The organism is Pseudomonas syringae pv. tagetis, assembly GCF_022557255.1.
GTDB classification, from domain to species: domain Bacteria; phylum Pseudomonadota; class Gammaproteobacteria; order Pseudomonadales; family Pseudomonadaceae; genus Aquipseudomonas; species Aquipseudomonas caricapapayae.
In genome coordinates this window covers 3,201,592-3,224,905 of record NZ_CP092923.1, presented here as the reverse complement: position 1 = coordinate 3,224,905, position 23,314 = coordinate 3,201,592, and the positions used below count along the sequence as shown (strand labels likewise).

General features: G+C 59.4%; 21 protein-coding genes and 3 pseudogenes. 18 read left to right on the top strand and 6 right to left on the bottom strand.

The annotated features are described in order from the left end of the window. Positions 1-114: 114 nt before the first annotated feature. The 3 genes from MME58_RS14245 (at position 115) to MME58_RS14235 (ending at position 3,722) form a co-directional block, all read left to right on the top strand. On the top strand, positions 115-2,001 hold the full coding sequence (locus MME58_RS14245; protein WP_054987542.1) for a feruloyl-CoA synthase: 1,887 nt from the start codon (positions 115-117) through the stop codon (positions 1,999-2,001). Beyond that, positions 1,998-3,239: a thiolase family protein gene (locus MME58_RS14240; RefSeq protein WP_055005024.1), complete on the top strand. Its 1,242-nt coding sequence runs from the start codon at positions 1,998-2,000 to the stop codon at positions 3,237-3,239. Before MME58_RS14245 ends, MME58_RS14240 begins: the two co-directional genes overlap by 4 nt. A gap of 141 nt (positions 3,240-3,380) precedes the next feature. Further along, positions 3,381-3,722, top strand: a complete 342-nt coding sequence (locus MME58_RS14235; protein ID WP_054987393.1) for a hypothetical protein — start codon at positions 3,381-3,383, stop codon at positions 3,720-3,722. 133 nt (positions 3,723-3,855) lie between these two features. On the opposite strand, the gene MME58_RS14230 is transcribed toward MME58_RS14235, so the two are convergent. Further along, on the bottom strand, positions 3,856-4,773 hold the full coding sequence (locus MME58_RS14230; RefSeq protein ID WP_054987392.1) for a LysR family transcriptional regulator: 918 nt from the start codon (positions 4,771-4,773) through the stop codon (positions 3,856-3,858). 156 nt (positions 4,774-4,929) lie between these two features. On the opposite strand from MME58_RS14230, the gene MME58_RS14225 reads away from it, so the two are divergent. The 3 genes from MME58_RS14225 to MME58_RS14215 all read left to right on the top strand — a co-directional run bounded on the left by MME58_RS14225 (position 4,930) and on the right by MME58_RS14215 (position 7,616). After that, on the top strand, positions 4,930-5,685 hold the full coding sequence (locus MME58_RS14225) for a 5-oxoprolinase subunit PxpA (protein WP_055005025.1): 756 nt from the start codon (positions 4,930-4,932) through the stop codon (positions 5,683-5,685). Positions 5,686-5,772: 87 nt separating this feature from the next. After that, positions 5,773-6,645, top strand: a complete 873-nt coding sequence (locus MME58_RS14220) for a 5-oxoprolinase subunit B family protein (protein WP_054987541.1) — start codon at positions 5,773-5,775, stop codon at positions 6,643-6,645. Continuing rightward, positions 6,642-7,616: a 5-oxoprolinase subunit C family protein gene (locus MME58_RS14215; protein ID WP_055005026.1), complete on the top strand. Its 975-nt coding sequence runs from the start codon at positions 6,642-6,644 to the stop codon at positions 7,614-7,616. Before MME58_RS14220 ends, MME58_RS14215 begins: the two co-directional genes overlap by 4 nt. Here the strand turns inward: MME58_RS14215 and MME58_RS14210 are convergent. Next, a complete protein-coding gene (locus MME58_RS14210) occupies positions 7,613-8,203 on the bottom strand; it encodes a TetR/AcrR family transcriptional regulator (protein ID WP_054987540.1) in 591 nt (196 codons plus the stop codon). The two genes, MME58_RS14215 and MME58_RS14210, sit on opposite strands and share 4 nt — an antisense overlap. Positions 8,204-8,425: 222 nt before the next feature. Between MME58_RS14210 and MME58_RS14205 the strand changes: the two genes are divergently transcribed. The 3 genes from MME58_RS14205 to MME58_RS14195 all read left to right on the top strand — a co-directional run bounded on the left by MME58_RS14205 (position 8,426) and on the right by MME58_RS14195 (position 11,232). After that, complete coding sequence (locus MME58_RS14205) at positions 8,426-9,433, top strand: aldo/keto reductase (protein WP_054987389.1); 1,008 nt, start codon at positions 8,426-8,428, stop codon at positions 9,431-9,433. A gap of 279 nt (positions 9,434-9,712) precedes the next feature. Further along, on the top strand, positions 9,713-10,897 hold the full coding sequence (locus MME58_RS14200) for an L-dopachrome tautomerase-related protein (protein WP_055005027.1): 1,185 nt from the start codon (positions 9,713-9,715) through the stop codon (positions 10,895-10,897). Positions 10,898-10,923: 26 nt separating this feature from the next. Continuing rightward, positions 10,924-11,232 (top strand): putative quinol monooxygenase, encoded by a 309-nt coding sequence (locus MME58_RS14195; RefSeq protein WP_054987387.1) that lies wholly within the window; start codon positions 10,924-10,926, stop codon positions 11,230-11,232. 66 nt (positions 11,233-11,298) lie between these two features. On the opposite strand, the gene MME58_RS14190 is transcribed toward MME58_RS14195, so the two are convergent. From MME58_RS14190 to MME58_RS14180, 3 genes and pseudogenes are all read right to left on the bottom strand, one after another. Beyond that, positions 11,299-12,261, bottom strand: coding sequence for a DUF3829 domain-containing protein (locus MME58_RS14190; RefSeq protein ID WP_055005028.1), 963 nt, complete (start codon positions 12,259-12,261; stop codon positions 11,299-11,301). Further along, a complete protein-coding gene (locus MME58_RS14185; protein WP_055005029.1) occupies positions 12,251-13,924 on the bottom strand; it encodes a J domain-containing protein in 1,674 nt (557 codons plus the stop codon). Before MME58_RS14185 ends, MME58_RS14190 begins: the two co-directional genes overlap by 11 nt. A 170-nt stretch (positions 13,925-14,094) precedes the next feature. Then, positions 14,095-14,436 (bottom strand): annotated as a pseudogene (locus tag MME58_RS14180) (OprD family outer membrane porin); the annotation flags it as partial. Between MME58_RS14180 and MME58_RS14175 the strand changes: the two are divergent. From MME58_RS14175 to MME58_RS14135, 9 genes and pseudogenes are all read left to right on the top strand, one after another. Continuing rightward, positions 14,423-14,875 (top strand): annotated as a pseudogene (locus MME58_RS14175) (5-oxoprolinase subunit C family protein); the annotation flags it as partial. The pseudogenes MME58_RS14180 and MME58_RS14175 sit on opposite strands and share 14 nt — an antisense overlap. A gap of 11 nt (positions 14,876-14,886) precedes the next feature. Beyond that, positions 14,887-15,297 (top strand): biotin/lipoyl-containing protein, encoded by a 411-nt coding sequence (locus MME58_RS14170; protein WP_054984189.1) that lies wholly within the window; start codon positions 14,887-14,889, stop codon positions 15,295-15,297. Between the two features lie 4 nt (positions 15,298-15,301). Beyond that, on the top strand, positions 15,302-16,072 hold the full coding sequence (locus tag MME58_RS14165) for a LamB/YcsF family protein (RefSeq protein WP_055005031.1): 771 nt from the start codon (positions 15,302-15,304) through the stop codon (positions 16,070-16,072). Positions 16,073-16,199: 127 nt separating this feature from the next. After that, positions 16,200-16,952 (top strand): SDR family oxidoreductase, encoded by a 753-nt coding sequence (locus MME58_RS14160; RefSeq protein WP_054984191.1) that lies wholly within the window; start codon positions 16,200-16,202, stop codon positions 16,950-16,952. A 121-nt stretch (positions 16,953-17,073) separates the two neighbouring features. Next, positions 17,074-17,775: an amino acid ABC transporter permease gene (locus MME58_RS14155; protein WP_055005032.1), complete on the top strand. Its 702-nt coding sequence runs from the start codon at positions 17,074-17,076 to the stop codon at positions 17,773-17,775. A 6-nt stretch (positions 17,776-17,781) separates the two neighbouring features. Beyond that, positions 17,782-18,522, top strand: coding sequence for an amino acid ABC transporter permease (locus MME58_RS14150; protein WP_055005033.1), 741 nt, complete (start codon positions 17,782-17,784; stop codon positions 18,520-18,522). Positions 18,523-18,541: 19 nt separating this feature from the next. Further along, entirely contained in the window at positions 18,542-19,270 is a 729-nt protein-coding gene (locus tag MME58_RS14145) for an amino acid ABC transporter ATP-binding protein (protein WP_183139159.1), read from the top strand. Between the two features lie 52 nt (positions 19,271-19,322). Continuing rightward, positions 19,323-20,156, top strand: coding sequence for an ABC transporter substrate-binding protein (locus MME58_RS14140; RefSeq protein ID WP_055005035.1), 834 nt, complete (start codon positions 19,323-19,325; stop codon positions 20,154-20,156). Between the two features lie 192 nt (positions 20,157-20,348). Continuing rightward, positions 20,349-22,014: pseudogene (locus tag MME58_RS14135) on the top strand (PqiB family protein). A gap of 17 nt (positions 22,015-22,031) precedes the next feature. On the opposite strand, the gene MME58_RS14130 reads toward MME58_RS14135, so the two are convergent. Beyond that, positions 22,032-23,306 carry a glucarate dehydratase family protein gene (locus tag MME58_RS14130; RefSeq protein WP_055005036.1) on the bottom strand — a complete coding sequence of 425 codons (1,275 nt, stop codon included), beginning with the start codon at positions 23,304-23,306 and terminating at the stop codon, positions 22,032-22,034. Positions 23,307-23,314: the final 8 nt, after the last annotated feature.

Sequence of the window (23,314 nt, the reverse complement as noted above, 5' to 3'; positions counted from 1 at the left end):
TGTCGCCAGCAAATCAGGCATAACAATAACGAGGCTGCAGCCGGGTGCTGCTACGCCCGGCCCTAACCGCTGCAAGCCGTTCGGTGTCTGCGCACCTTGATGGAGAGAATGCACGTGAGTTCCGATATCAGATCATCAACGCTGCACAGTGAAGACAGCCTGCCGCGCTATCGCCAGGTCTCTATCGGCCACCCGCCCATCGAGGTGCGGGAAGAGCAGGGCATTCTGCACATGCGCGCCCTTGAACCCCTGGATCCATTGCCCGACCGATTGCTTGACCGGCTGGTGCACTGGGCCCGCTTGCGCCCGCAACAGACCTTTATTGCCGCCCGCGACAGCCGTGGCGGCTGGCGCAAGGTCAGTTACGCCGACATGCTGAATGACGTGCGCGCTGTCGCGCAGGGCCTGCTGGCTTACGGGCTGTCAGCCGAACGGCCGCTGGCGCTGCTGTCAGGTAACGATATCGAGCATTTGCAGCTTGCTCTGGGGGCTATGTACGCAGGAATTCCCTACTGCCCGGTATCACCGGCGTACTCGGTCATGTCGCAGGATTTCGCAAAATTACGTCATGTCTGCGACGTTTTGCAGCCCGGGCTGGTATTTGTCGGCGACGCCGCGCCGTTTCAGCGCGCCATCGACGCGGTCATCCCGGTGGATACACCCGTTATCACGGTACGCGGTCAGCTCACTGGCCGGCATAACCTGAGCTTTTCCAGCCTCTTAGAACAGCCGGGAGGCAGTGAAGCCGAGGCTGCTTTCCAGGCCAGCGGTCCGGACAGTATCGCCAAGTTCCTTTTCACGTCCGGGTCGACCAAACTGCCCAAGGCGGTAGTGACCACCCAACGCATGCTGTGTGCCAATCAGCAGATGTTGCTGCAGACCTTCCCGGTGTTCGGCGAAGAGCCGCCGGTACTGGTCGACTGGCTGCCGTGGAACCACACCTTCGGCGGCAGTCACAACCTCGGCATCGTGCTCTACAACGGCGGCACGTTCTATCTGGACAACGGCAAACCGACGGCTCAGGGTTTTGCCGAGACATTGCGCAATCTCAAGGAAATCTCGCCCACCGCTTACCTGACCGTGCCCAAGGGCTGGGAAGAGCTGGTCAACGCCCTTGAGCAGGACGCCGAATTGCGCGACCGATTCTTCTCGCGCATGAAACTGTTCTTCTTCGCTGCTGCCGGCTTGTCACAAAGTATCTGGGACCGCCTCGACCGGGTCGCCGAGCAGCATTGTGGCGAGCGCATCCGCATGATGGCCGGGCTGGGCATGACCGAAGCTGCGCCGTCCTGCACCTTCACTACCGGACCATTATCGATGGCCGGGTACATCGGTTTGCCCGCACCCGGATGCGAAGTCTGTCTGGTGCCGGTGGATGGCAAGCTCGAAGGGCGTTTTCGCGGCCCGCACATCATGCCGGGTTACTGGCGCTCGCCGCAGCAGACTGCCGAGGTGTTCGACGAAAACGGTTTCTACTGCTCCGGCGATGCGATCAAGCTTGCCGATCTTTCGGCACCCGAACTGGGCCTGATGTTCGACGGGCGTCTGGCCGAGGATTTCAAGTTGTCGTCCGGCGTGTTTGTCAGCGTCGGGCCGATGCGCAACCGCGCAGTGCTGGAAGGCTCGCCTTACGTCCAGGATGTCGTCATCACCGCGCCTGATCGCGAATGCCTGGGCGCGCTGGTGTTTCCGAGGTTGCATGAGTGTCGACAATTGGCCGGGCTGGAGACACAGGCTACTGATGCGCAGGTATTGGCCAGTGCGCCGGTGCGTGCGTGGTTTGCCGACTGGCTGGCGCGCTTGAATCGAGGCGCGAATGGCAACGCCAGCCGCCTGGAGTGGATCGTGCTGTTGGCTGAACCTGCGTCCATCGACCGCGGCGAAATCACCGACAAGGGGTCGATCAACCAGCGCGCTGTGTTGCAGTGGCGCGCAGATAAGGTCGGGGCACTTTATCGTGATCAGGACCCGGACAAGTTACGGGCAGAGCTGAATTCATGAGCAGTGGCGGGCACTATTCGGCGTTCAGCGACGTGGCCATTGTCGAGGCTGTGCGCACACCGTGGGTCGACCTGGGCGGCGCTTTGGGGCATGTCTCGCCCATCGATCTGGGCATAAAGGTCGGTCGTGAGGTACTGGCGCGTGCTGCCGTCGACTCGCGTCAGGTCGACAGCGTATTGACCGGGTCCATTGCGCAAGCCAGTTTCGACGCCTACCTGCTGCCCCGGCACATAGGCCTGTACAGCGGCGTGGCGCAAAGCGTTCCTGCGCTGGGAGTGCAAAGGATCTGCGCGACAGGTCTGGAATTGTTGCGCCAGGCCGCTCAGCACCTGAGCGAGGGCGGGCAGATGGCGCTGTGCGTCGCTGCCGAATCCATGTCGCGTAACCCGATTGCGGCCTATACCCATCGCGACGGCTTCCCGTTGGGCGGCACGGTGCAGTTCAAGGACTTTCTCTGGGAAGCACTTTACGACCCCGCACCGGCGATGGACATGATCGCCACCGCGGACAACCTCGCGAAACGTTACGGGCTGAGCCGTGAAGCCGTGGATGGCTATGCACTGCTCAGGCATCAACGGGCACTGCAATCGCAGCTTGCCGGCAAATGGACTGGCGAAATTGTGCCGGTCCGCAGTGAAGGCTTCGAACTGGAGGGGTATCAGCCGCGTGGCATCAAGTTGCCGCGTGGGGTTGAAGCGGTCACACAGGACAGTCATCCGCGAGCGACCAATCTGGCTGCGTTATCCCGTTTACGTGCCATTCATGCCGATGGCGTACAGACCGCAGGCAATAGCTGTGCAGTGGTCGACGGCGCGGCGGCCGCGTTGATAGGCCGTGCGTCGCAGTCACACGGACCGGTATTGGCGCACCTGCTGGCCAGCGCGGTGGTTGGCGTCGCTCCAGAACTCATGGGCATAGGCCCGACGCCCGCCATCCGGTTGTTATTGCAGCGCAGCGGCCTGACGCTGAGCGACATCGGCCGGCTGGAGATCAACGAAGCGCAGGCGGCCCAGATTCTGGCAGTGACCCGTACACTGGATCTGGAAAGCGAAAGGCTCAACTGTCTGGGTGGCTCACTGGGTCTGGGGCACCCTTTGGCAGCCACCGGGCTACGCCTGATCATGACCCTGGCCCGGCAACTGCGTGAGGAAAACCTGCGCTACGGCATCGCCGCTGCCTGTGTTGGCGGGGGGCAGGGCATGGCGTTGCTGATCGAGAATCCGGCGTTTTCGGGCTGATTAGCCTGCGTTTTTGTCCATGACTCGAAAGCGATACTCGGCCATTCAAGGCACTGCTCTGACACAGGCCATCCGTTAGCGCTTGACCGAATCGAAGCGAACAGTGAATCTCGCACCTCTCGACACTACGGAACTCCGTCTATGCGTGCCCTCGCTGAGCTTTCTTTCGATTTCGTCTGGCATTTGATGTTCACGGATGACGAGCAGCTCGACCAGGATCTGGCGGTGCGCTCGCTGGAAAGTCTTTCCGACTGTTTTTCGATGATGTCAGAAGAAGAGAAAAGGGCGTTCATCGCGGTTGCGCATGAACGCAAAGCGCGTCTTTTCGCAGTGCCCGATGCCGACGGCTACTCGCCGCTAAGACTGGTGACCGAAGAGCAGGCGCAGTTTCTCGATCATGCGGTATCCGGACAGTTCTTTCGCCAGTTCGAAGAGCCCTCCACGGTCGACACAAGCGACCGCGTGGTACCGATTCGCCGCTGAGCGGACGCAGGGCTGGTGATTATTCCATGGTGGTTTCCGGCAACCTGGCAATCACCTTGATTTCTAGGTCAAAGCCGTAAGGCCATTCGCACGCAATTGGCAGTAATGTGGCCCGGCTCAAACGTGGGCCGGCTCAACGTCGTGCAGAAAGTTGCTGAGGTGCCAGAAATGCATCGTGGAAATAGTTACGGAATGCCTGCATCGCCGGGCTCAAATCGCGTTCGCGGTGCCAGGCCAGGCCGACGCTCATCGGTGTGACTGTATCGGTAACGGTCATCGTTTCAATACGTTTGCCTTCCAGCGACCAGGGACGATGCACCAGGTCGGACAGAATCGCTACGCCGCTGCCGTTGGCGACCATGCTGCGCACCGCTTCCACCGAGCTGGTGCGTACTCTCACGGCAGGCCGCTGGCCGGCCAGTTCCCAGTAGCGCATGGCACTTTGCTCCGCTTCGTCAACGGTCAGCAGGATATACGGCTCCTGCGCCACATCGGCCAGACTTACGGCGGCGCGCTGGCATAGCGGATGGTGGCTGGACAGCCACAATCGGCGTTCGGAATTGAATAGCGTCTCCGAGATGATGTCCGGGTGAGTGATGTTGGCCGTAAGCACCACCGCCATATCGAATTGACCCTCCAGCAGGCCCTGTTCGATGGCGTGCCGTTCCCGTTCATGAACTTCGATGGCCACGTCCGGGTGCCAATGTTCCAGCCGCTGCAGGTGATGCGGCAGGAAGTAGCCAATCACGGTATAGCTCGCAGCCAGGCGCAAGACGCCGCTGGCACGCACGTCGGGTAGCGGGCTGTTCAGTGCGTCGTCGACGCTGCGCTGAATCACGTAGGCGCGGTTGAGAAAATGCCGGCCCGCTTCGGTCAGGTTCATGCCTTGCGCCGAGCGCTGAAACAACAGCGTACCGAGCATGCTCTCCAGTTCCTTGATCGCCGTGGTAACCGCCGACTGGGAAATGTTCAGATGGATAGCCGCCTGCGAGATCTGCCCGATCTCGGCAGTTGCCACAAAATAGCGGACCTGGCGCAGGGTAAGGGACATAAGCACTCCAAATAGGCATTGCACGGAGTAGCGTATCTGTTTTTCAGAAGATGGCGTATCTGTTAATAGATCTACCCAAGGGGTGCGAGTGAATCTAACGTGCTTTGCATGAAGCCGGACAGTCCCTTGCCCGGCCAGCCCTCAGGAGGACCAGCCATGCAGGTGGATTTCAACTCGGACATGGGTGAGAGCTTTGGCGCGTGGACCATTGGTGACGGCGTCGATGCTGAATTGATGACTTTTATCAGCTCGGCCAATATTGCTACCGGTTTTCACGCGGGTGATCCCGGCACCATGCGCCGCACTGTCGAGCAGGCGAAACGTCTGGGCGTTGCCATCGGCGCACACCCGGGTTTCCGCGATCTGGTCGGTTTTGGACGGCGGCATATCAACTCGACGCCTCAGGAACTGGTCGATGACATGCTTTACCAACTGGGGGCCCTGCGCGAGCTGGCACGGGCTCAGGGCGCGGCATTGCAGCATTTCAAACCGCATGGGGCTTTGTACATGCACCTGGCTAGGGACGAGGCTGCAGCCCGACTTCTGGTCGAGAACCTGCAACGCCTGGAGCCTGAGTTACTGCTCTACTGCATGCCCGGTTCGGTGATCTGCAGGATTGCCGAGGAGCTGGGCCAGCCAGTGATTCGCGAGTTCTACGCTGATCGCGATTACGACCTCAGCGGCTCGATCGTCTTCACCCGCAACGTACGGTCCCTGGACCCGACCGAAGTCGCAGCGCGCGTGGTTCGCGCTTGCCTGCAAGGTCTGGTGCGCACCGTCGAGGGTGAGGACCTGAATATCGAATTTGATTCGATCTGCCTGCACAGCGACACACCGGGCGCGCTGGACCTTGCCGAGGCGACCCGCAAGGCACTGGACGCGGCAGGTATCAAGGTGCGTGCGCCGCGCTGAGTCAAATGGCATCGTGCGCGCAGATGCATGAGCCGTATCACTGATGTTTGCCTGCCGTTCTACAACGATTTCAAGAAAGGAACAGACATGGCTGATCCGATTCGCTACAGCTTTGGCGCTGATGAACATTTGTTCGCCGAGGTCAGTGACAGTATGTCGCTGGAGGCATTTTTCAAGGGGCTGGCGGTAACCCGTGCGGTCGAGCGCCTGGCGCTGGACGGTGTGCTGGACGTGTGTCTGGCCAATGCTTCGTTCCAGATCCGCTTCGACCCGGACCGTATTGCACCTCAGGCATTGCTCGAAGCGGTAAGAGCTGCCGAGGCCGGTGCGGTCGCTGAGCGCACCCTGCAAACCCGGATCATCGAAATTCCGGTGCTTTACAACGATCCGTGGACCCATGAAACCCTGATGCGTTTCCGTGACCGCCACCAGGACCCGGGTTCGACGGACCTGGAATACGCTGCGCGGATCAATAATCTGGCGGATGTCGACGCGTTCATTGCCGCTCACAGTGGCGCACCGTGGTTCGTCTCTATGGTCGGTTTTGTTGCCGGCCTGCCGTTCATGTTTCAGATGGTCGAGCGCGAACGCCAGTTGCAAGTCCCCAAGTACCTGCGGCCGCGCACCGATACGCCAAAGCTTACGCTTGGTCATGGCGGCTGTTTCGGCTGTATCTACTCGGTGCGCGGGGCGGGCGGCTACCAGATGTTCGGCGTCACGCCAGCCCCGATCTACGACCCGCAGCAGCGCCTGGCCTACCTGAAAGAACACATGGTTTTCTTTCGGCCGGGCGATATTGTCCAGTTCAAACCGCTTGATCGTCAAGCCTATGACGCAGCCGTTGCGCAGGTTGAGGCCGGGCACTTCGACCTGCGGATCCGCCCGGTCGAGTTCTCGCTGGATGCCTTCCTGGCTGATCCCGCGGGTTATCCCAAGTCGCTGCAGGAGGTGCTGGCATGATCAAGGTGCTCAAACCCGGCCTGGCCACTTCGGTTCAGGATCTTGGCCGCGAAGGCTATTACCATCTGGGCATCCCGCCGTCCGGTGCGCTGGATCAATATGCGCTCAGCGCCGCCAATCGACTGGTCGGCAACCCGCCAGACGCTGCGGGGCTTGAATGCACGTTGCTGGGGCCGGAGCTGGAGTTCCAGTGCGACACATTGGCAGCGGTCTGCGGCGCGCACATGGCGGCACGCCTCGACGGTGTGGAGATGCACCACGACACCGCCTTTGCCGTAAAAGCCGGGCAGATACTGCGTTTCGATTTCCCCAAAGACGGTGCGCGCGCCTACCTGGCCGTTGCGGGCGGTATTGATGTGCCGCTGGTGCTGGGCAGCCGATCCACTTACACCCTGGGCGCGCTTGGCGGTTTTAAGGGGCGGCGCCTGATGGCTGATGATCGGTTGCCGATCGGCGTTCCCGGCGGCAAAGGCCGTGTCGGGGCAAGCCTGCCGATGGCGTTGCGACAGTCTTTGGGTGGGGAGGTGTATCTGCGTGTAGTGCCGGGGCTGTATTACGAACGCCTGACCGAGTTCGCAGCCACCAGTTTTTTCTCTGAGCCCTGGAGCGTAGGCTCGGAAGCCGACCGTATCGGCTACCGCTTCAAGGGTGGCAGGGCGTTGACGTTTCAGCCTCGGGAGCAGCCTTTCGGGGCCGGTTCGGACCCCTCGAATATCGTCGACAGCTGCTATCCAATAGGTTCGATCCAGGTCCCTGCCGGGCTGGAGCCGATCGTGCTGCACCGCGATGCGGTGTCTGGCGGAGGCTACGCCATGATCGGTACCGTGATCAGTGCCGACCTCGATCTGATCGGTCAGATGCAACCCAATCAGAAAGCCCGGTTCGTGGCGGTAACGCTTGAAGAGGCCCTGGAGGCACGGAAGTCATACAAGAAGAAGCTGGCGTGCCTGAGCAAACTGTTTCCCGACTAGGAACAGTCAATGGGCCTGAGCGGTTGCAGCTGTGCCAGCATATTTGCACGGCACACATCGAGTATTTCGTCTGCCAATGGCGAGTCGTTCGGGCAGCTGCGCGATAACAGCAATGCTCCCAAAGCGTGGGCAAACCGGTCGATGGTGTTTGCCCGCGCCTGTTTCCATTGCGCGTCGTCCGGGGACGTATTTGCCGGAGCAAGCGCTGCGATCATGCTCTCGATGCCATCGGCAAAGGTCGCTTTGACGTCGTCCGACTGACGCGCTGCATCACCGCTGAGCGCGGCCATCGTGCAGCCCGTGCCCGGGTTATCCCGGTGCTCTCTGGACAGGTAGTATTCAATGAACCGCGCAGGATCGACGTCTTTCGATTGCTCGACCGCTTGCGAGATGGAGCAGGCCGCCGACTCGGCCATCAGGTCGGACTTGGAGCCGAAATGCTTGTAGAACCCGCCATGGGTAAAGCCCGCCGCGGCCATCAGGTCTGCCACGCCGACACCGTCAAAGCCGCGCTCGCGAAACTGGACGGATGCCGTCTCGACGATGTGTGCCCGATTGGCCTGGGCCTGCGCCTTGGTGACTCTCATGTAGGTTGCCTCTCTTGCCTGACTGATTTTGCCCGGCTGGGTTCGCCAGGACGTGAATATAGCATTGATGCTGACCATCATCAAAGTGATTGACAGTTATGATGTTGATCGTAATTATAATTGTTCGACGCAGCGTGTTGCTCGCTATCCGTAGGCCCCTGCTATTCAGCAAGCACAAGTTCTGCCCGCTGAGCAGTCCTCTCCATCGTCAGGATCAAGACCATGAAATACAGAACGTTTGGCAAAACCGGGCTCAGTGTTTCCCAACTGGCGCTGGGGACAGGAAACTTTGGTACAGGCTGGGGCCACGGCGCTGATCCTTTAGTCAGCAAGGCGATCTTCAACGCCTACGCAGAGGCGGGCGGCAATTTCATCGATACAGCCGACATTTATCAATTCGGACAATCCGAAGCGCTTCTCGGTACGCTGCTGGAAGGCAGGCGCGACGACTTTGTGCTTGCAACCAAGTTTACCAAAGGGGCTTCGGCCAATCCCGGCAGGCTGACCACTGGCAACAGTCGCAAGGCAATGGTCAGCTCGTTAGAGGCAAGTCTCAAGCGTCTGAAGACAGATCGAATTGACCTTTACTGGGTGCATCATCCAGACGCGGTCACGCCCATCGAGGAAATTCTCAGAGGCTTTGAAGATCTGGCGCGTGCGGGGAAAATCCTCTATGCGGGACTGTCCAATTTCCCTGCGTGGAGGCTTGCTCGTGCCGTTACGCTGGCCGAGGTCAGCCGGACATTACCGATTGCAGCAGCTCAGTTCGAACACAGTCTGGTGCATCGCGAGCCCGAAACCGATCTTTTTCAGGCGTCTTATGCGCTGGGCCTTGGCGTTGTGACCTGGTCGCCTCTGGGGGGGGGCATGCTGACCGGTAAATACCGCAAGGGGGAAAAGGGGCGTGCCGAAGGCTTTGGCGGAAAAGTGTTTCAGCCGGAAAATACGGTGCAGCGCACTTTGATCCTCGACACTGTTCTGGAGATCGCCGATGAGCTTGGCGTCAGCGCAGGGCAGGTTGCCATTGCCTGGGCAGGTTCGCACGGCGCTGTCCCTATCATCGGCCCTCGTTCGCACGAGCAGATCGCCGATAATCTTGGCGCACTGTCGTTGACGCTGGCTGACGAGCAGACTCAACGCCTGGACTCGGTCAGCAATCTGAATCCCTCCCTGCCGGCAAGGTCAGCGGCTGATCGGTCAAACGAGACTCGGGCGCAGGTGATCGCCTGAGCTGCCGGGCGTTGCCCAGGATCATTCTTTGGCAGAAATCCGACTGAAAACCCTGTGATGCGGAGCGTCACAGGGTGCATACCACGCTGATCTTCGCCCCGGCGTTGAAAGTGTTAGCGTATTCTCCACGTTTTTCTTTTTAACCAGAAAGGCCAGACTGCTCGCCATTCGGTTTACCACACCCCGCGAGCAGCGTGTGTGATGAACGTCACCACCCAAACGTGCACGCAAGCCCCTGATGCTGACGGAGCAGCCCGTGCTACCCCATCAGGAGAGCCCATGCATCGAAAGGTAAAGTCCGCAGCACTCACCGTTATCACTGCGGCCACACTCACCACCTCATTGGCTTACGGCGCGACAATCACAGAATTGCCGGCAAGTGCCCCTGCCGACAAACCCATAGGCAAGCTCGAGCAGGTTCATGCCTTTTACGATGCGATGCCCACCGGTGTGACGGTGACTGAAACCGGCCGAATATTCGTCAATTTCCCGCGTTGGGGTGACGATGTGCCTTTTACTGTGGGCGAGATTCGTGATGGCAAAGTGGTTGCCTACCCCGATCCGGCCGTCAACAAAGAGAACCCCAAGGACCCTGGCGACGGGCTGATCAGCGTGCAGAGCGTGGTGGCCGACGGTAAAGGACGTGTCTGGCTCCTGGACACGGCGGCACCGGGTTTTGCGTCTCCGCGTCCAGGCGGTGCCAAACTGGTTGCGGTGGACCTGGCCACCAACCGGATTGTCAAGCGCCTGATATTTCCCGATAGCGTCATTTTGCCCGGCACCTATGTCAACGACATGCGCTTTGACTTTCGCAAGGGATCGGAGGGGACGGTCTATGCGACTGACTCATCCTTGAGCGGGCCGGGCGCGATCATTGTCATGGACATTGCCAGCGGTCACGCCGTGCGGCGTTTGAACGGGGCGCAGGCAACGTCTGTCGATCCGGCTTTCGTACCCGTCGTCGAAGGTGTGGCCGTGCTGGGCGATGGCCCGAACGGCACGCGCAAACCTGTCGGTGTCGCTTCGGATGGCATTGCCTTGTCGGCAGACGGCAAAACACTGTATTTCTCGCCGTTGTCCAGCCGCCATCTGTATTCCGTGGCCACCGAGCTTTTGAACGACAGCAAGGTCAGCGAGCAGCAGTTGGCAGCGGCGGTGCAGGACCTTGGTGAAAAAGGCGCTTCTGATGGTCTGGAGGCTGATGCCAGCGGCGCGGTATACGCAGGCGACTACGAGCATAACTCGATTCGCAAACGCCTGCCGGATGGCACTTGGCAAACAGTGGCACACGATCCCCGCATGCTGTGGCCTGATACCTTGTCGATCGGCCCGGATGGCTACCTGTACTTCATCGTCAACCAGTTGCACCGTCAGGCTGGCTTCAACTCCGGTCATGACAAGCGGGAAAAACCCTACAGCCTGCTGCGTTTGAAAATAGACGCTGCGCCCGCACCCACCCATTGATCGAATCGAATACCGGAGTATCTATAATGAACACACCTGCAAAACCACTGGCCTTGATGGCAGTCCTGAAAGCCGGCGCTGGCAAAGAGTCTGCGTTGAAAGAAGCGTTATCAGCACTGGTGGAACCGACCCGAGCGGAGCCAGGCAATATCGAGTACATACTGTTCGAAGCGCGTGATGAGCGCGGCACGTTCTACATGCGTGAATGCTTCAAGGATCAGGCAGCACTGGAGGCGCACGTTGCCACGCCGCACTACCAGCAGTTTGCGGCGGCCAGTGGCGAGTGGCTTGCAGAGCCGCCGCAGCTGATATTCCTCGATCAGGTGTCTGGCTGACTTCATTGATCTCTCAAGAGAAATGCATCTGTTGACGCATTTCTCTGCCAGCATCACTTGACGCGGTCAGTACTGCCCAAGCACCGACGCGTTGTATTGCCTCAGAAGTTGATCGTACCGCTGTTCTACCGTCAGCAGACTTTTGTTCAACTGGTCAACATCGGCATGAGCGGCCCACTGCCGTTGCAAGGTATCCAGAGCAGAGAGCCAGTCCTGAGCGGGCGTTTTGATCACAAACCATACCGGACGTTTCCCGTTGGCAGACTTCAGGTTGGGCATATTCTTGAAGTAATGCTCGGCATCCTGCCATGCGTCAGCCAGTTCGGTGCGCAAGGCTTGAAGCCCGTCCGGGTTCAGGTGAACGTTATCTGCGTTCTGGTTCAGGTAATTGATCGTTTGTCGGGCAAGGATCATGAAGTTGAGCGTATGCCAGTGTTGATCGTGGCCAAGCCGATAATCGATGGCGGCGAGCTGCTCGCTGCGTGCCAGAAATTGAGGTTCCTCGAAGCGTTTACGAACCGCAAGACTGCGCTGCTGCAGTTGTTGTATACCTCCGGCAATGTCTGCATCCAGCTGCCGGGCACGCTCGATATCGGGGCGCGGTTGATTGTAGAGCGTCTCGGCATCAAAAGTTTTGTCGCGTAGTGCGTTGAGTGTCTCGCTGTACTCGGTCACGGCAATGACCAGCGGATCGGACTTCGGGTAGAACAGTTGTGAATACCTGATACGGCAGGCCAAGCGCTCATTGATTGCGGTGGAACGACTGCTGCCACCCATTGCAAAGCTTTGGATAAACGGCAGCATGCCCTGTTTGCCATCAACCAGCGCCTGATAGTGCTTGCGATAATCAGCATAGCGTTCAAGCAGAAGAGCATCGTCAAATACCAGACATGCTGCCGCGTCCCGAATCATCGAAGTGTCTGCAATCGTGTCTGTCGAAACGCGGTGAGTGCTGGTCAATCTGTGATGCGCCCAAACGATGGCCGCGAAAACACAGATAGCGGCGATGAACGCTCGATTACTGATCATGGCCAGCTTCCAGAGAGGATGCGGGCGCATACCACTGCTCCCGGGAGGGCGGGCGACAGGGCTGGTTTGCATCGAGGAGGGCTGCGCACAGTCGCTTCGGCCACGCCTGCAGACCTTGACCTTCTTGCACAGGCCGGTAGTTGATGACGGTGCCGGAGATGAATAGCAACGAGACTGTCAGACCCAGTACGGTGCCAATCATCAGTTCTCTGGTCGGCGAGCCTGGAGCGATTGAAAACGTCTGCTTGAGCCATTCCGGCCAGGCAATGCGAGTGCCGGCAGCCGCCACCGCGAGTATTGCGGTGTAAACCAGCAACGCTTTCCATCCCCCGATCAGGTAGGCCGGCAACGCGGGTAGCCAGCTTACGGTGCTTTCTCGCAGCAACAGCGGCACCGGGCGGCGTAGCGTAAGCCAGCGGCCAAGTCGCTTGGTGAGTTGCTCATCAAGGCGCCAGGCAAAAACGCCAAGCGTCTGGCAGCCTACGTAAACCAGACTCGCCACCAGGCCAAGTGCGCCAATAATCAGCAACAGGGCGATCATTGTTTCACTCGGACCACTTCCCAATCGGTAGTAACTCTGCCATGCCGTCATGGACGCTGCGCCGATGATTGCAAACGGCAATGCCCAGTACGATGTACGTCGGCGCAGCGGTCGCCAGAAGTACAGATCTTTGCCGGGCACATGGCTCGCCAAATCCGGGTAATGTCGCGCCACGGTGTTGGCCAGCGATTCACAGGTTTGCCAGTCATCTGGGGTGAAACGGATGGTCATTGACACGCGAGCATCATCGCTCATTGGCACGAACAGCAGGCGGGCTGCACGTGAGCCTGTGCTGTCGATTTTCTGCGTGGCAAGACGATGCTGCTCTTCGAGAAACAAGGCTTGACGACTGCGTGCCAACAGCCGACTCCAGAAGGGCTCCGGGCAAAAAGCGCGCCCGTCGGGTTTCTTCCAGCCTTGCCACTCGCACACCGCATCGAAAATAGGGCTGGACCAGACTTCAGAGTGGGCCAGCAGTCCGGCGAGGTATCTGTTAAGCCAGATACGCCGGTCGAGAGTCTGCATCCAGGCTGCCTGGTCAAGGTGTAGATACAGACTGGAGAAGGACTTGGCATCGCTGCTATTCAGCGCCTCTGCCAGCTTCTGTTCGGTATTGCGTAACAGGTTGTTCAGCACATTATTCGTTGCCCGCAAGGGCAGGTCGATGCGTTGCCAGGCGCTCAGCCACTGAAAGCGCCCGATTGCGCGTTCGGCCAGCTCGCAGACCTCGGGATCATCCGATTGGCAATATTCCAGCAGGCCCTCTTCGAACGCCTGCTCACACCCTGTCGCTCGGGCGAGTTCCAGTCGCTGGTCCAGATTCTCTGTACTTATACCTTCGAGCAGAACGTCAGCCCTTTGGCGCTTCGGGTCCGGCGTGCTGAAAGCCTGAGCTGGCGACGACAGTTCGGAAACCGGCACAAGCAACGGGTGTTGTTGTGCCATCGGCTGTTCTTGAGCTTCGGCAGCCCGGCTCAGCGCTTGCTCATAGGCATCACGCAGCCGCTGAAAGCCTGCCGGATCCTCGTCCGGGCGGTTCTGTTTGAGCAGCGCAGCATAACGGCGCTTGATGCTGCGCACATCAGAATGGGCGTCCAGCCCCAGAATAGACCAGCAATTCACTGCATTGCGCTCAGGTCTTTATCTGCAACCATGGGGGGCACGAACTCCTTGTATATCAACACAGAGGTGCAAAAACGTCCGGGCAGGATGCCTGGACGTGAAAAATAGCGGCGAGGAGTCTAACAGGTGCATGAACAGCAGACACGTCCTGCATCTGCTGTCCCGTTGCCTCAGAAAATATTGATCGGGTAACTCACGATCACCCGATGCTCGTCGGAATCACGCTGGCTGGCGAATTCGGTGCGCAGTTGCGCGTGCCGCAGCGCGACGCTGAGGTTTTTTGCCGGGCCGGACTGCACCACGTAACTCAGGGTCACGTTGCGTTCCCATTCCTTCTTGTCGCCGTCGGACGTCTGGATGTTCGAGCCGCTTTCATACATTGCCAGGAAGTTGAGACCCGGTACGCCCAATCTGGCGAAGTCGTAGCCGTAGCGAACCTGCCAGGTACGTTCTCCGGCGCGCTGGAATTTACCGATCATTGATTCGGTCATGAAATAGGCGGCCTTGCCGTTGAAGGTCGACGGGATGCCGGCCATCCGCGTGCTGCCGGCTGCGGAATTCGACTGTTTCAGCGCAGAGGCCCAGGAAACGTTTTTTGCCGGCGAGTGGAGAATCACCACGCAAAGCAACCGGTACGGTTACCGCATGGAAGGTACGCCCTTGCTGGCACGCGAGGCAGTGGAAATCCGCTCTCATGGCATTGGGCCTGGCGTGATTCAGGTGCCCCACGGCGGTCAGCCAATCGTGCAAATGCGTGATGCCCAGCCCAGCGGCGGCTACCCCAAGTTCGCGACGGTCATCGAGGCCGATCTGTGGCGTCTCGGTCAGGCCCCTATCGGCAGCAAGGTGCGTTTTGTGCAGTGCGGCTACGACGAGGCGGTCGACGCACTGGAGACCAATCAGGCTTTCATCGAGGACGCCCGGCGCATGCTCGCGCTGCGCGGTCTGTAAGGACATTGCTGATGAACATCAATGAGATTCGCCAGCTGGCAGTCTGGATCCGGGATGCCGGGCTTACTGTGCTCGAACTGAAACGTCCGGGGTTCGAACTGTTGATCCGTCGCGGCGAGCCCGGGCAGAACCGTGCCCTGGAACCTGCTGCGGTGCGCATCGCCGCCGAGTCGTCTGCGGCGTCCGCCCATGTGATAACAGCCAGCAACCCTGGCGTGTTTGTGTCGACTCATCCCGATGAACGCAACAGCTACGTAAAACCTGGAGATACCGTGGCTACAGGGCAGTTGCTGGGGCTGTTGCGCATCGGCCTGCTGTATCTGCCGGTGCGCAGCAAACAGGCAGGACGCGTGGTGCGTTTTCTGGCCGCCGAGGAAGAATGGGTCGGTTACGGCCAGCCGCTGATAGAACTGGAGGGATAACAGAATGCGCATCGATCTGAATGCCGATCTGGGCGAAGGCTTTGGGCCGTGGACCATGGGCGAGGATGAGGCCCTCATGCAACTGATTTCCTCGGCCAATGTCGCCTGCGGGTTTCATGCGGGTGATCCGCTGATCATGGACGGCACCGTACGCCGCGCAAAGGCGCTGGGCATTGATCTCGGCGCACACGTCGGCTTTCCTGATCTGCAGGGATTCGGGCGGCGCCGGATGAACATCGAACTCAACGAGCTGTGCAGCATGGTGGTGTATCAGTTGGGCGCTCTGGCAGGCATTGCAGCGGCTGCCGGTTACCGCGTGACGCACATGAGTTTCCATGGCGCGCTGGGCAATATGGCCGCAGCCGATGCCGAACTCGCCAGGCCGTTGGTCAACGCGGTCGCCCGCTTCGATCCGCAGATGATCATCAGTTCATCCAGCAGCGCCGCCATCGAACAGGCCGCCGAGGCGTGCAACCTGAGGGTGGCGACGACCTTTCTGGCCGATCGTGCCTACGACGAAAACTGCCTGCTGGTGCCGCGAGGCATCACGGGCGCGGTGGTCAAGGACCCCGAGCAGGTCCGCGCCAGGGTTGCGCAACTGCTTCAGGACGGAACCGTTACCACCCTTGGCGGCAAGCGTGTGGCGGTCAATGCCCAATCGATTCTGCTGCATGGCGACACACCGGGGGCGGTGGAGCTTGCGCGCAGCATTCGGCACAGCATCGAAGAGCAGGGCGGTGTCATTACCCCCGTTTCCAGCTTGCTCGGGTCATAAGCGCAGCTTATTGCCACACAACCATTGTGTCTTGGTCGCTGCCCATGACGCTCGTTAAAGTCCAGTACAAGGCGATCAGCATTAATAGCCAAGCGGCTGATCGACGCTTATTCAAGGAAACCCCGACATGCCTTTTTCCGATTACAAAACCGCGCTGGTCACCGGCGCATCTTCCGGCATTGGCGAAGCCGTGGTGGAACGGCTGTGTGCCGAAGGTCTGCAGGTGCATGCGCTGGCGCGCAGCGCAGACAAGCTGGCAGCGCTGGCGCAGCGCACCGGTTGTGTTGCGCATGCTATCGATGTGACTGATCTGGCTGGTCTGACAGCGTTGTTTCAGGCTCATCAGTTCGACGTTGTGGTCAACAATGCCGGGGTCGACCGGCCCGGCTCACTGCTCAAGGCTGACGCCGAAGGGATCGATCTGCTGGTTGATGTAAACCTGCGTGCAGTGTTGCAGATCGCCAGGCTTTCGTTGCCGGGTATGGTCGAGCGTGACTGCGGGCACATCATCAACATCAGCTCGATCGCCGCCGCCTACAACTTCGGTGGCAACTCGACGTACCACGCGACCAAGGCTGCCGTGAGCATGCTTTCCCGCCAGTTGCGTATCGATGCCTTCGGCAAGCGCGTACGGGTGACCGAAATCTGCCCGGGCCGCGTGGCCACGGACATTTTCGCGCATGCGCATGGCGACTCCGAGGACGTGCGTAAACGCTTCATCGAAGGGTACGAGTTGCCTGTTGCCAAGGACATTGCCGACGCGATCGCTTACGTGATTGCCGCGCCCATCGCGGTCAACATTGGCCATATGGAAATCACCCCGACGCTTCAGGTCCCGGGCGGGCTGTCAACGGCGCGTCCGCAGGACTACGAAGGCTGAGCCCGCGCCTCGTTGCACGCGCTGTACCTATTACGAGAGCGGCATCAGCCGCCACGCCACATTCGCGACAGAACCTCTGTCGCCTTGTTTCTGCCCTGGCTGAATGTCTATGGAACACACCATGACCAACGACTTCGATCTTTCAGCGATCCTGCAGGGCGGGTACGCCGGGCTGATCGTCAAGGGTATAGAAACAACCGTGCAACTGGCGTTTGTTGCCTGGTGCATGGCCATGGCGGTTGCCTTGCTGCTGGTGTCGATTCGCCTGACGGGAAACAAATACGCCGAACGCCTGGTTGCGGGTTACGTGTCCTACCACCGCAATGTGCCCACGCTGGTGCAACTGATGCTCTGGTATTTCGGTATTCCGACGCTGCTTTCCGAGAGTACCCAGATCTGGTTGTCCAACTACAGCACCGAATACCTGTTCTCGGTCATCGCGCTGGGACTGTGCCAGGCGGCTTATTTCAGTGAAGACATACGCAGCGGGTTGCGTGCCATTCCGGCCGGGCAAGTTGAAGCGTCGCGAGCCTTGGGCCTGGGCTATGTGCGCTCGATGCGCTACGTGATTCTCCCGCAAGGGATACGCAACTGCCTGCCTTCGTTGATCAATCACTCGGTCCTGCTGTTCAAGAACACCAGTCTGGTCATGGCCATCGGCGTCGTCGAGTTGACCTACGCCACGCGTGAAGTCGAGAACTACACCTTCCGCACTTTCGAAGCGTACCTGGTCGCAACCGTGGTCTATCTGGCCATTTCATTGATGCTGATGGGCCTGGGTGCGTTGCTCGCCCGGCACTTCAGCAAAGCCATGGCGAGGTAGGCGGCGATGTTCGATGTACTTACGATTGTTCGCGAGAACTGGACCTTGCTGTTGGTCGGCCAATACCCGCACGGGCCGATGGGGGGGCTGGTTTCGACGCTGATTCTGGCTGCGCTGGCATTGCTGCTAGCGTTTGCGCTGGGCCTGCTGCTGTCGCTGGCGCGGGTCTCGCCGTGGCGCTGGCTGCGTTATCCGGCGACGGTGTGGGTCTACGTGATGCGTGGCATTCCGCTGTTGATGGTGATTTTCTGGACCTACTTTCTGGTCCCGTTGCTGATCGGCTACAACATCACAGGCTTCACCACCATGCTCTGCACGCTGGTGGTCTATCAAAGCGCCTACCTGTGCGAAATCATCCGCGGTGCGATTCAGGCACTGCCGACCGGGCTGTACGAAGCGTCCCGGGCTTTGGGCATGGGCTACCCGCGCACCACGGTCTGGGTCATCCTGCCGCAGGCGCTGTACAACGCATTACCGAGCCTGATCAGTCAGTTCATTTCGATCATAAAAGAGACGTCGCTGGGCTATGTGATCAATGTCCAGGAAGTGACCTTCGCTGCCAATCAGATCAACAACCAACTGCTGACCAAGCCGTTTCAGGTGTTCTTCATCCTGGCGATCACCTACTACGTGTTGTGTTACGGCCTGACCCGTCTGGCCGCAGTGGTGGAACAGCGGATTGCCCGCAAGCGTGAAGGCAGCGTGTTGCCTGCACCCGTTCCCCGGCCTTTGACTACCGACAATTGAGGGTTGCCCGATGCATCCTATGATCATGTTTTCCAGGATCAACAAATGGTATGGCGAGTACCAGGCCCTGACCGAAATCACCGCTGAAGTGCAGCGCGGCGAAGTGGTGGTGCTGTGCGGGCCTTCGGGCTCGGGCAAATCGACGCTGATCCGCACCGTCAACCGTCTTGAAGAGGTTCAGCAGGGCCAGATCCTGTTTGACGGTCATGACGTGAACGGCACTGACGCCAACGTCAATCGGTTGCGCAGCCGCGTGGGCTTCGTGTTCCAGAGCTTCAATCTGTTTCCGCATCTTTCGGTGCTCGACAACATTATTCTGACCCCGACCAAGGTACGCGGCTTGAAGAACAGCGAGGCACGCGCCAGAGCAATGGAACTGCTGGATCGGGTAGGGATGGCTCACAAGGCCGGCGCCTATCCGGCACAGTTGTCCGGCGGTCAGCAACAGCGTGTAGCGATTGCCCGGGCGCTGGCCATGGAGCCGCCTGTGATGCTCTTTGACGAGCCCACCAGTGCACTCGACCCAGAAATGGTCGGCGAGGTGCTCAGCGTCATGAAAGGCCTGGCCAAAGAAGGCATGACCATGATGTGTGTCACTCATGAGATGAATTTTGCCCGGGAAGTGGCAGACACCATCTGGTTCATGGATGCGGGGCAGATTCTAGAAAAATCCAGCCCCGAAGCGTTCTTTCAGCAACCGGACCATCCGCGTGCCCAGCGCTTCATTGCCGACCTGCGCAGCCATTGAGCGCAGGTCCTGATTTCCCCGAATTCGTTCATTCATTTCCAGGAGTCTCACCATGCCTATGAAGTCTTTGCTGGCTGCACTGGCGTTGTCGCCATTGGCGGTTTCGATTGCCCACGCTGATCAGCTCAGTGATGTGATGAGCAAGAAAACCCTGAGTTGCGGCGTGTATGCCGACGTCCCGCCGTTCTCGGCACCTGACCCGAAAACCCGCGAACTGGTGGGCATGGACGTCGACCTGTGCAGGGCTCTGGCCAAGCACATGGGCGTCGAACTGGAATTGAAACCATTATCGGTCGAAGCGCGTATTCCAGAAGTCAAAATGGGGCGCGTGGACGTGATTTTCGCCAATCTGGCGTACACCAGGAGCCGCGCTGATCAGATCCAGTTCAGTGATCCTTACTACATCGCCAAGGAAACCCTGGTGGTGCGGGCCGCCAACGCCGATCAGCCCAAGACTTTTTTCAAGGGCAAGCGCATCAGTTCGACCAAAGGCTCTACGTCCGAACAGTCGATCCGCCTGGCTGACGCTACGCCAGTGACCTTCCAGGACACCGGCTCTGCCTACATGGCGTTGCAACAGAACAAGGTGGTAGGTCTGGTGACCAACACCATGACCGCGATCAAGCTGGTCGGGCAGGCCAAGGCCAGTGGTGTCGAGCTGGCCATCGCCAAGGAGCCGATGGCACTGGAGCCCATTGGTGCCGGCATGCGCCAGGGCGAACCGGCGTTCCTGGCAAAGGTCAATGAATCGCTGCGGGCGATGGAGGCGGCGGGCGAAATCGACGCGATATGGGCGCAGTGGATCGGCCCGAATACCGAATACAAGATGGTTCGTGAAGACAAGGTGCAAAGCCTCAGCGAATTGAAGTTCGATCCATTGCCCTGACACGCAGCATGAAGCCGGCTGGAAAAACGTCGGCTTCATGACCTGCCGACCTCGGGACCCTGCCACGACGGTGCAGCAGCGTCTTGATCAAACCTTGATAGTTCCTTGAAGGTTTATTGATAGTCGACGTTCAAAGTGCTGCCAACCGTCTGAATCGTTGGCAGTGCCCGTGTGGGTGCCTGAAAGGAAAAAATGTCTGATCGCTCAGGTTGCGCTCCTCCGTTGCCGGTCGGCGCCTTCAGGCGCCAAACCCAAGCGTTTCGGCCTATCGCCGGTATGGCTGGTTCCTGTCATTGCGGCCCTGATATGCCTGTCGCTGTTGATCAACAGTGCGCTTTCGAAAGGCCCGAGAATTTTTATCAGCTTTCAGAGCGCCGAGGGACTTGAAGCGCACAAGACAAAGGTCAAGGTCAAAAATGTCGTCATCGGCGAGGTGTCAGCCGTTGCCCTGAGCAAAGACCGCACAGGTGTGGTGGTGACGGTGGATCTCAACGCCGACGCCCGGCCTTTCACCGCTCAGGACTCCATGTTCTGGGTAGTTCGTCCACGTATAGGCACCCAGGGCGTGACCGGTGTGGATACGTTGCTGTCCGGGTCATTTATCGCGGCAGACAGTGGTACTTCCACGCACATGAAAAAACACTTTGTCGGTCAGGAAAGCCCGCCACCCCTTACGTTTGGCGTAAAAGGCACGCGCTTCACCCTGCACGCCCAGGATATGGGCTCACTCGATGTCGGTTCTCCGGTCTACTACCGGCGCATTCAAGTCGGTCAATTGGTTGCCTGCCGTCTGGCCGATGATGGCAAAGGGGTGGACGCCGAGATCTTCATCAATGCCCCCAACGACAGGTTTGTAACCACTGACACGCGGTTCTGGAACGCCAGCGGCATCGGCATGACGGTTGATGCCGATGGATTGAAGATAAAGACCGAATCGGTCTCGACGGTATTGGCCGGAGGTGTGGCCTTCGTTGAACCGGATTACAGCGCTCATGCGCCCAGGGCTGCAGAGCATGCACGGTTCAACTTGTTCGAAGATCAGCAAAAGGCGCTGTCGCCGCCCGATGGCGAACCCGGTTACATCCGCATGATGTTCAGTCAGTCGTTGCGTGGTCTCGAGGTCAACTCGCCCGTAGAATTCATGGGGATCAATCTGGGGCGAGTGGTCTCGGTCGATCTGGACTACGACGCTGCCCGCCAGTCGTTCTCCAGTATCGTGGGGGCGGTGATCTACCCGGACCGCCTGGGGATGGCCAATGAAAAGATCGTAAGGACATTGGGCACTGCCGACGACTCGCGCACTGCGCAGTTGATCGCCGACTTCGTCAAGCGAGGCCTGCGTGCGCAGCCTCGCAGTGCGAGTCTGCTCACGGGACAGCTCTATATTTCTCTCGGGTTTATCGCAAACGCTGCGCCAGCGCAGTTCGATGTCAATGCACGGCCGCTTATAATTCCCACCGTACCCGGAGAGCTGGAAAAGGTGCAGGAGCAGGTGCAACTTATCGTTGAGAAGGTCGGTAAACTGCCGCTGCACGAAATCGCCGGGCATCTGGATAGCAACCTCAACGAGGCGCAAAAGACGTTCAAACTGTTCAACACTGACGTGATGCCTGAACTTCGCAGCATTCTGGCGCAATCCCGAAGCACGGTGGCGATTGCCGGTGCGACGCTTGCCGAGGACTCGCCGGTACGCCAGCAAGTCAACCGGACAATGGATGAAGTTCAGCGCACGGCACGCTCGGTGCGGGTGCTGACAGACTATATAAGCCGCAACCCCGAAGCATTGATCCGTGGTCGCAGCCAGCAGGATGAGCCCGGTGTCTATCCGGCGGCCAATCCTGCCCAAAGGTCTGATTGAGCTGGAGTCAAACGCGTTTAGTATCTCGGTTTTACTGCCTTCCATTCCGGCTTGTACTTCTGCATCTGCTTCACATCATCACGCTGACGGATGCCACAGCTGAGGTACTGGTCATTGAGCTTGCCGAGTTGATCATAATCCAGTTCAAGGCCCAGGCCCGGCGCGCGGGTGATATTGACGCAACCGTCGACAATCGGCAGCTTTCCGCCCTTGATGACTTCCTCGTCCGGCTCCTGCCACGGGTAGTGCGTGTCGCAGGCGTAGTCAAGGTTGGGTACGGACGCGGCGACGTGTGCCATGGCCATCAGACTGATCCCCAGGTGCGAGTTGGAGTGCATCGACACACCGAGGCCAAAGGTGTCACACATTTTCGCCAGCGCCTGAGTGTCGCGCAGGCCGCCCCAGTAATGATGGTCGGCGAGCACGATCTGCACGCTGTCGAGGGCCACACTGCGACGGAATTCGTCGAAATCGGTCACCACCATGTTGGTGGCCAGCGGCAGGCCCGTGCGTTTGTGCAGTTCCGACATGCCATCCAGGCCCGGTGTAGGGTCTTCGTAATACTGCAGATCATCGCCCAGTAGCTCGGCCATGCGGATTGAGGTTTCCAATGACCAGTTGCCATTGGGGTCGATGCGCAGCGGATAACCCGGGAAGGCCTTTTTTAACGCTTTGATGCAGGATACCTCGTGTTCCGGTTGCAGCGCTCCGGCCTTGAGCTTGATGCTCTTGAAGCCATAGGCTTCGATCATGCGCCGAGCCTGGGCAACAATCTGTTCCTCGTTCAGCGCTTCACCCCAGTTGTCAGGCGCATATGGCGCGTCGGTGTGCTGTGCGTATTTAAAGAAGAGATAGGCGCTGAACGGTATCCGCTCGCGAATGGCACCCCCGAGCAGGTCAACCAATGGCAGCTCCATGGAACGTGCCTGGAGGTCCAGAAACGCCACTTCGAATGCCGAATAAGCATTGCTTACCGCCTTGCTGGCGTGCGAGCCGGGCGCCAGTTCGGCACCCGCCAGGCTCGCAGGCTTATGCGCCGCGACCGTGGCCTGAACGATGCTGCGCAGTTGATTGAGGTTGAACGGGTCGATGCCGATCAGCTGGTTCTGTACGTGTTGCTGAATCAGCAGTGCCGGGGCGTCACCATAGCTTTCACCGAGTCCGATGTAGCCGTTATCGCTTTCTACCTCGATGATCGAGCGCAGGGCGAAGGGTTCGTGAATGCCGCTGGCATTGAGCAGTGGCGGATCGCGGAACGCGATAGGGGTGACGGTCACACGTATGATTTTCAAGGGGCTGT

Excerpts from the sequence above, each read along its gene's own strand:
- MME58_RS14190 (WP_055005028.1), bottom strand. The coding sequence starts at position 12,261 with ATGATCAGTAATCGAGCGTTCATCGCCGCTATCTGTGTTTTCGCGGCC.
- MME58_RS14195 (WP_054987387.1), top strand. The coding sequence starts at position 10,924 with ATGAACACACCTGCAAAACCACTGGCCTTGATGGCAGTCCTGAAAGCC.
- MME58_RS14140 (WP_055005035.1), top strand. The coding sequence starts at position 19,323 with ATGCCTATGAAGTCTTTGCTGGCTGCACTGGCGTTGTCGCCATTGGCG.
- MME58_RS14200 (WP_055005027.1), top strand. The coding sequence starts at position 9,713 with ATGCATCGAAAGGTAAAGTCCGCAGCACTCACCGTTATCACTGCGGCC.
- MME58_RS14240 (WP_055005024.1), top strand. The coding sequence starts at position 1,998 with ATGAGCAGTGGCGGGCACTATTCGGCGTTCAGCGACGTGGCCATTGTC.
- MME58_RS14150 (WP_055005033.1), top strand. The coding sequence starts at position 17,782 with ATGTTCGATGTACTTACGATTGTTCGCGAGAACTGGACCTTGCTGTTG.
- MME58_RS14230 (WP_054987392.1), bottom strand. The coding sequence starts at position 4,773 with ATGTCCCTTACCCTGCGCCAGGTCCGCTATTTTGTGGCAACTGCCGAG.
- MME58_RS14160 (WP_054984191.1), top strand. The coding sequence starts at position 16,200 with ATGCCTTTTTCCGATTACAAAACCGCGCTGGTCACCGGCGCATCTTCC.
- MME58_RS14220 (WP_054987541.1), top strand. The coding sequence starts at position 5,773 with ATGGCTGATCCGATTCGCTACAGCTTTGGCGCTGATGAACATTTGTTC.
- MME58_RS14215 (WP_055005026.1), top strand. The coding sequence starts at position 6,642 with ATGATCAAGGTGCTCAAACCCGGCCTGGCCACTTCGGTTCAGGATCTT.
- MME58_RS14155 (WP_055005032.1), top strand. The coding sequence starts at position 17,074 with ATGACCAACGACTTCGATCTTTCAGCGATCCTGCAGGGCGGGTACGCC.
- MME58_RS14225 (WP_055005025.1), top strand. The coding sequence starts at position 4,930 with ATGCAGGTGGATTTCAACTCGGACATGGGTGAGAGCTTTGGCGCGTGG.
- MME58_RS14145 (WP_183139159.1), top strand. The coding sequence starts at position 18,542 with ATGATCATGTTTTCCAGGATCAACAAATGGTATGGCGAGTACCAGGCC.
- MME58_RS14210 (WP_054987540.1), bottom strand. The coding sequence starts at position 8,203 with ATGAGAGTCACCAAGGCGCAGGCCCAGGCCAATCGGGCACACATCGTC.
- MME58_RS14205 (WP_054987389.1), top strand. The coding sequence starts at position 8,426 with ATGAAATACAGAACGTTTGGCAAAACCGGGCTCAGTGTTTCCCAACTG.
- MME58_RS14165 (WP_055005031.1), top strand. The coding sequence starts at position 15,302 with ATGCGCATCGATCTGAATGCCGATCTGGGCGAAGGCTTTGGGCCGTGG.
- MME58_RS14170 (WP_054984189.1), top strand. The coding sequence starts at position 14,887 with ATGAACATCAATGAGATTCGCCAGCTGGCAGTCTGGATCCGGGATGCC.
- MME58_RS14235 (WP_054987393.1), top strand. The coding sequence starts at position 3,381 with ATGCGTGCCCTCGCTGAGCTTTCTTTCGATTTCGTCTGGCATTTGATG.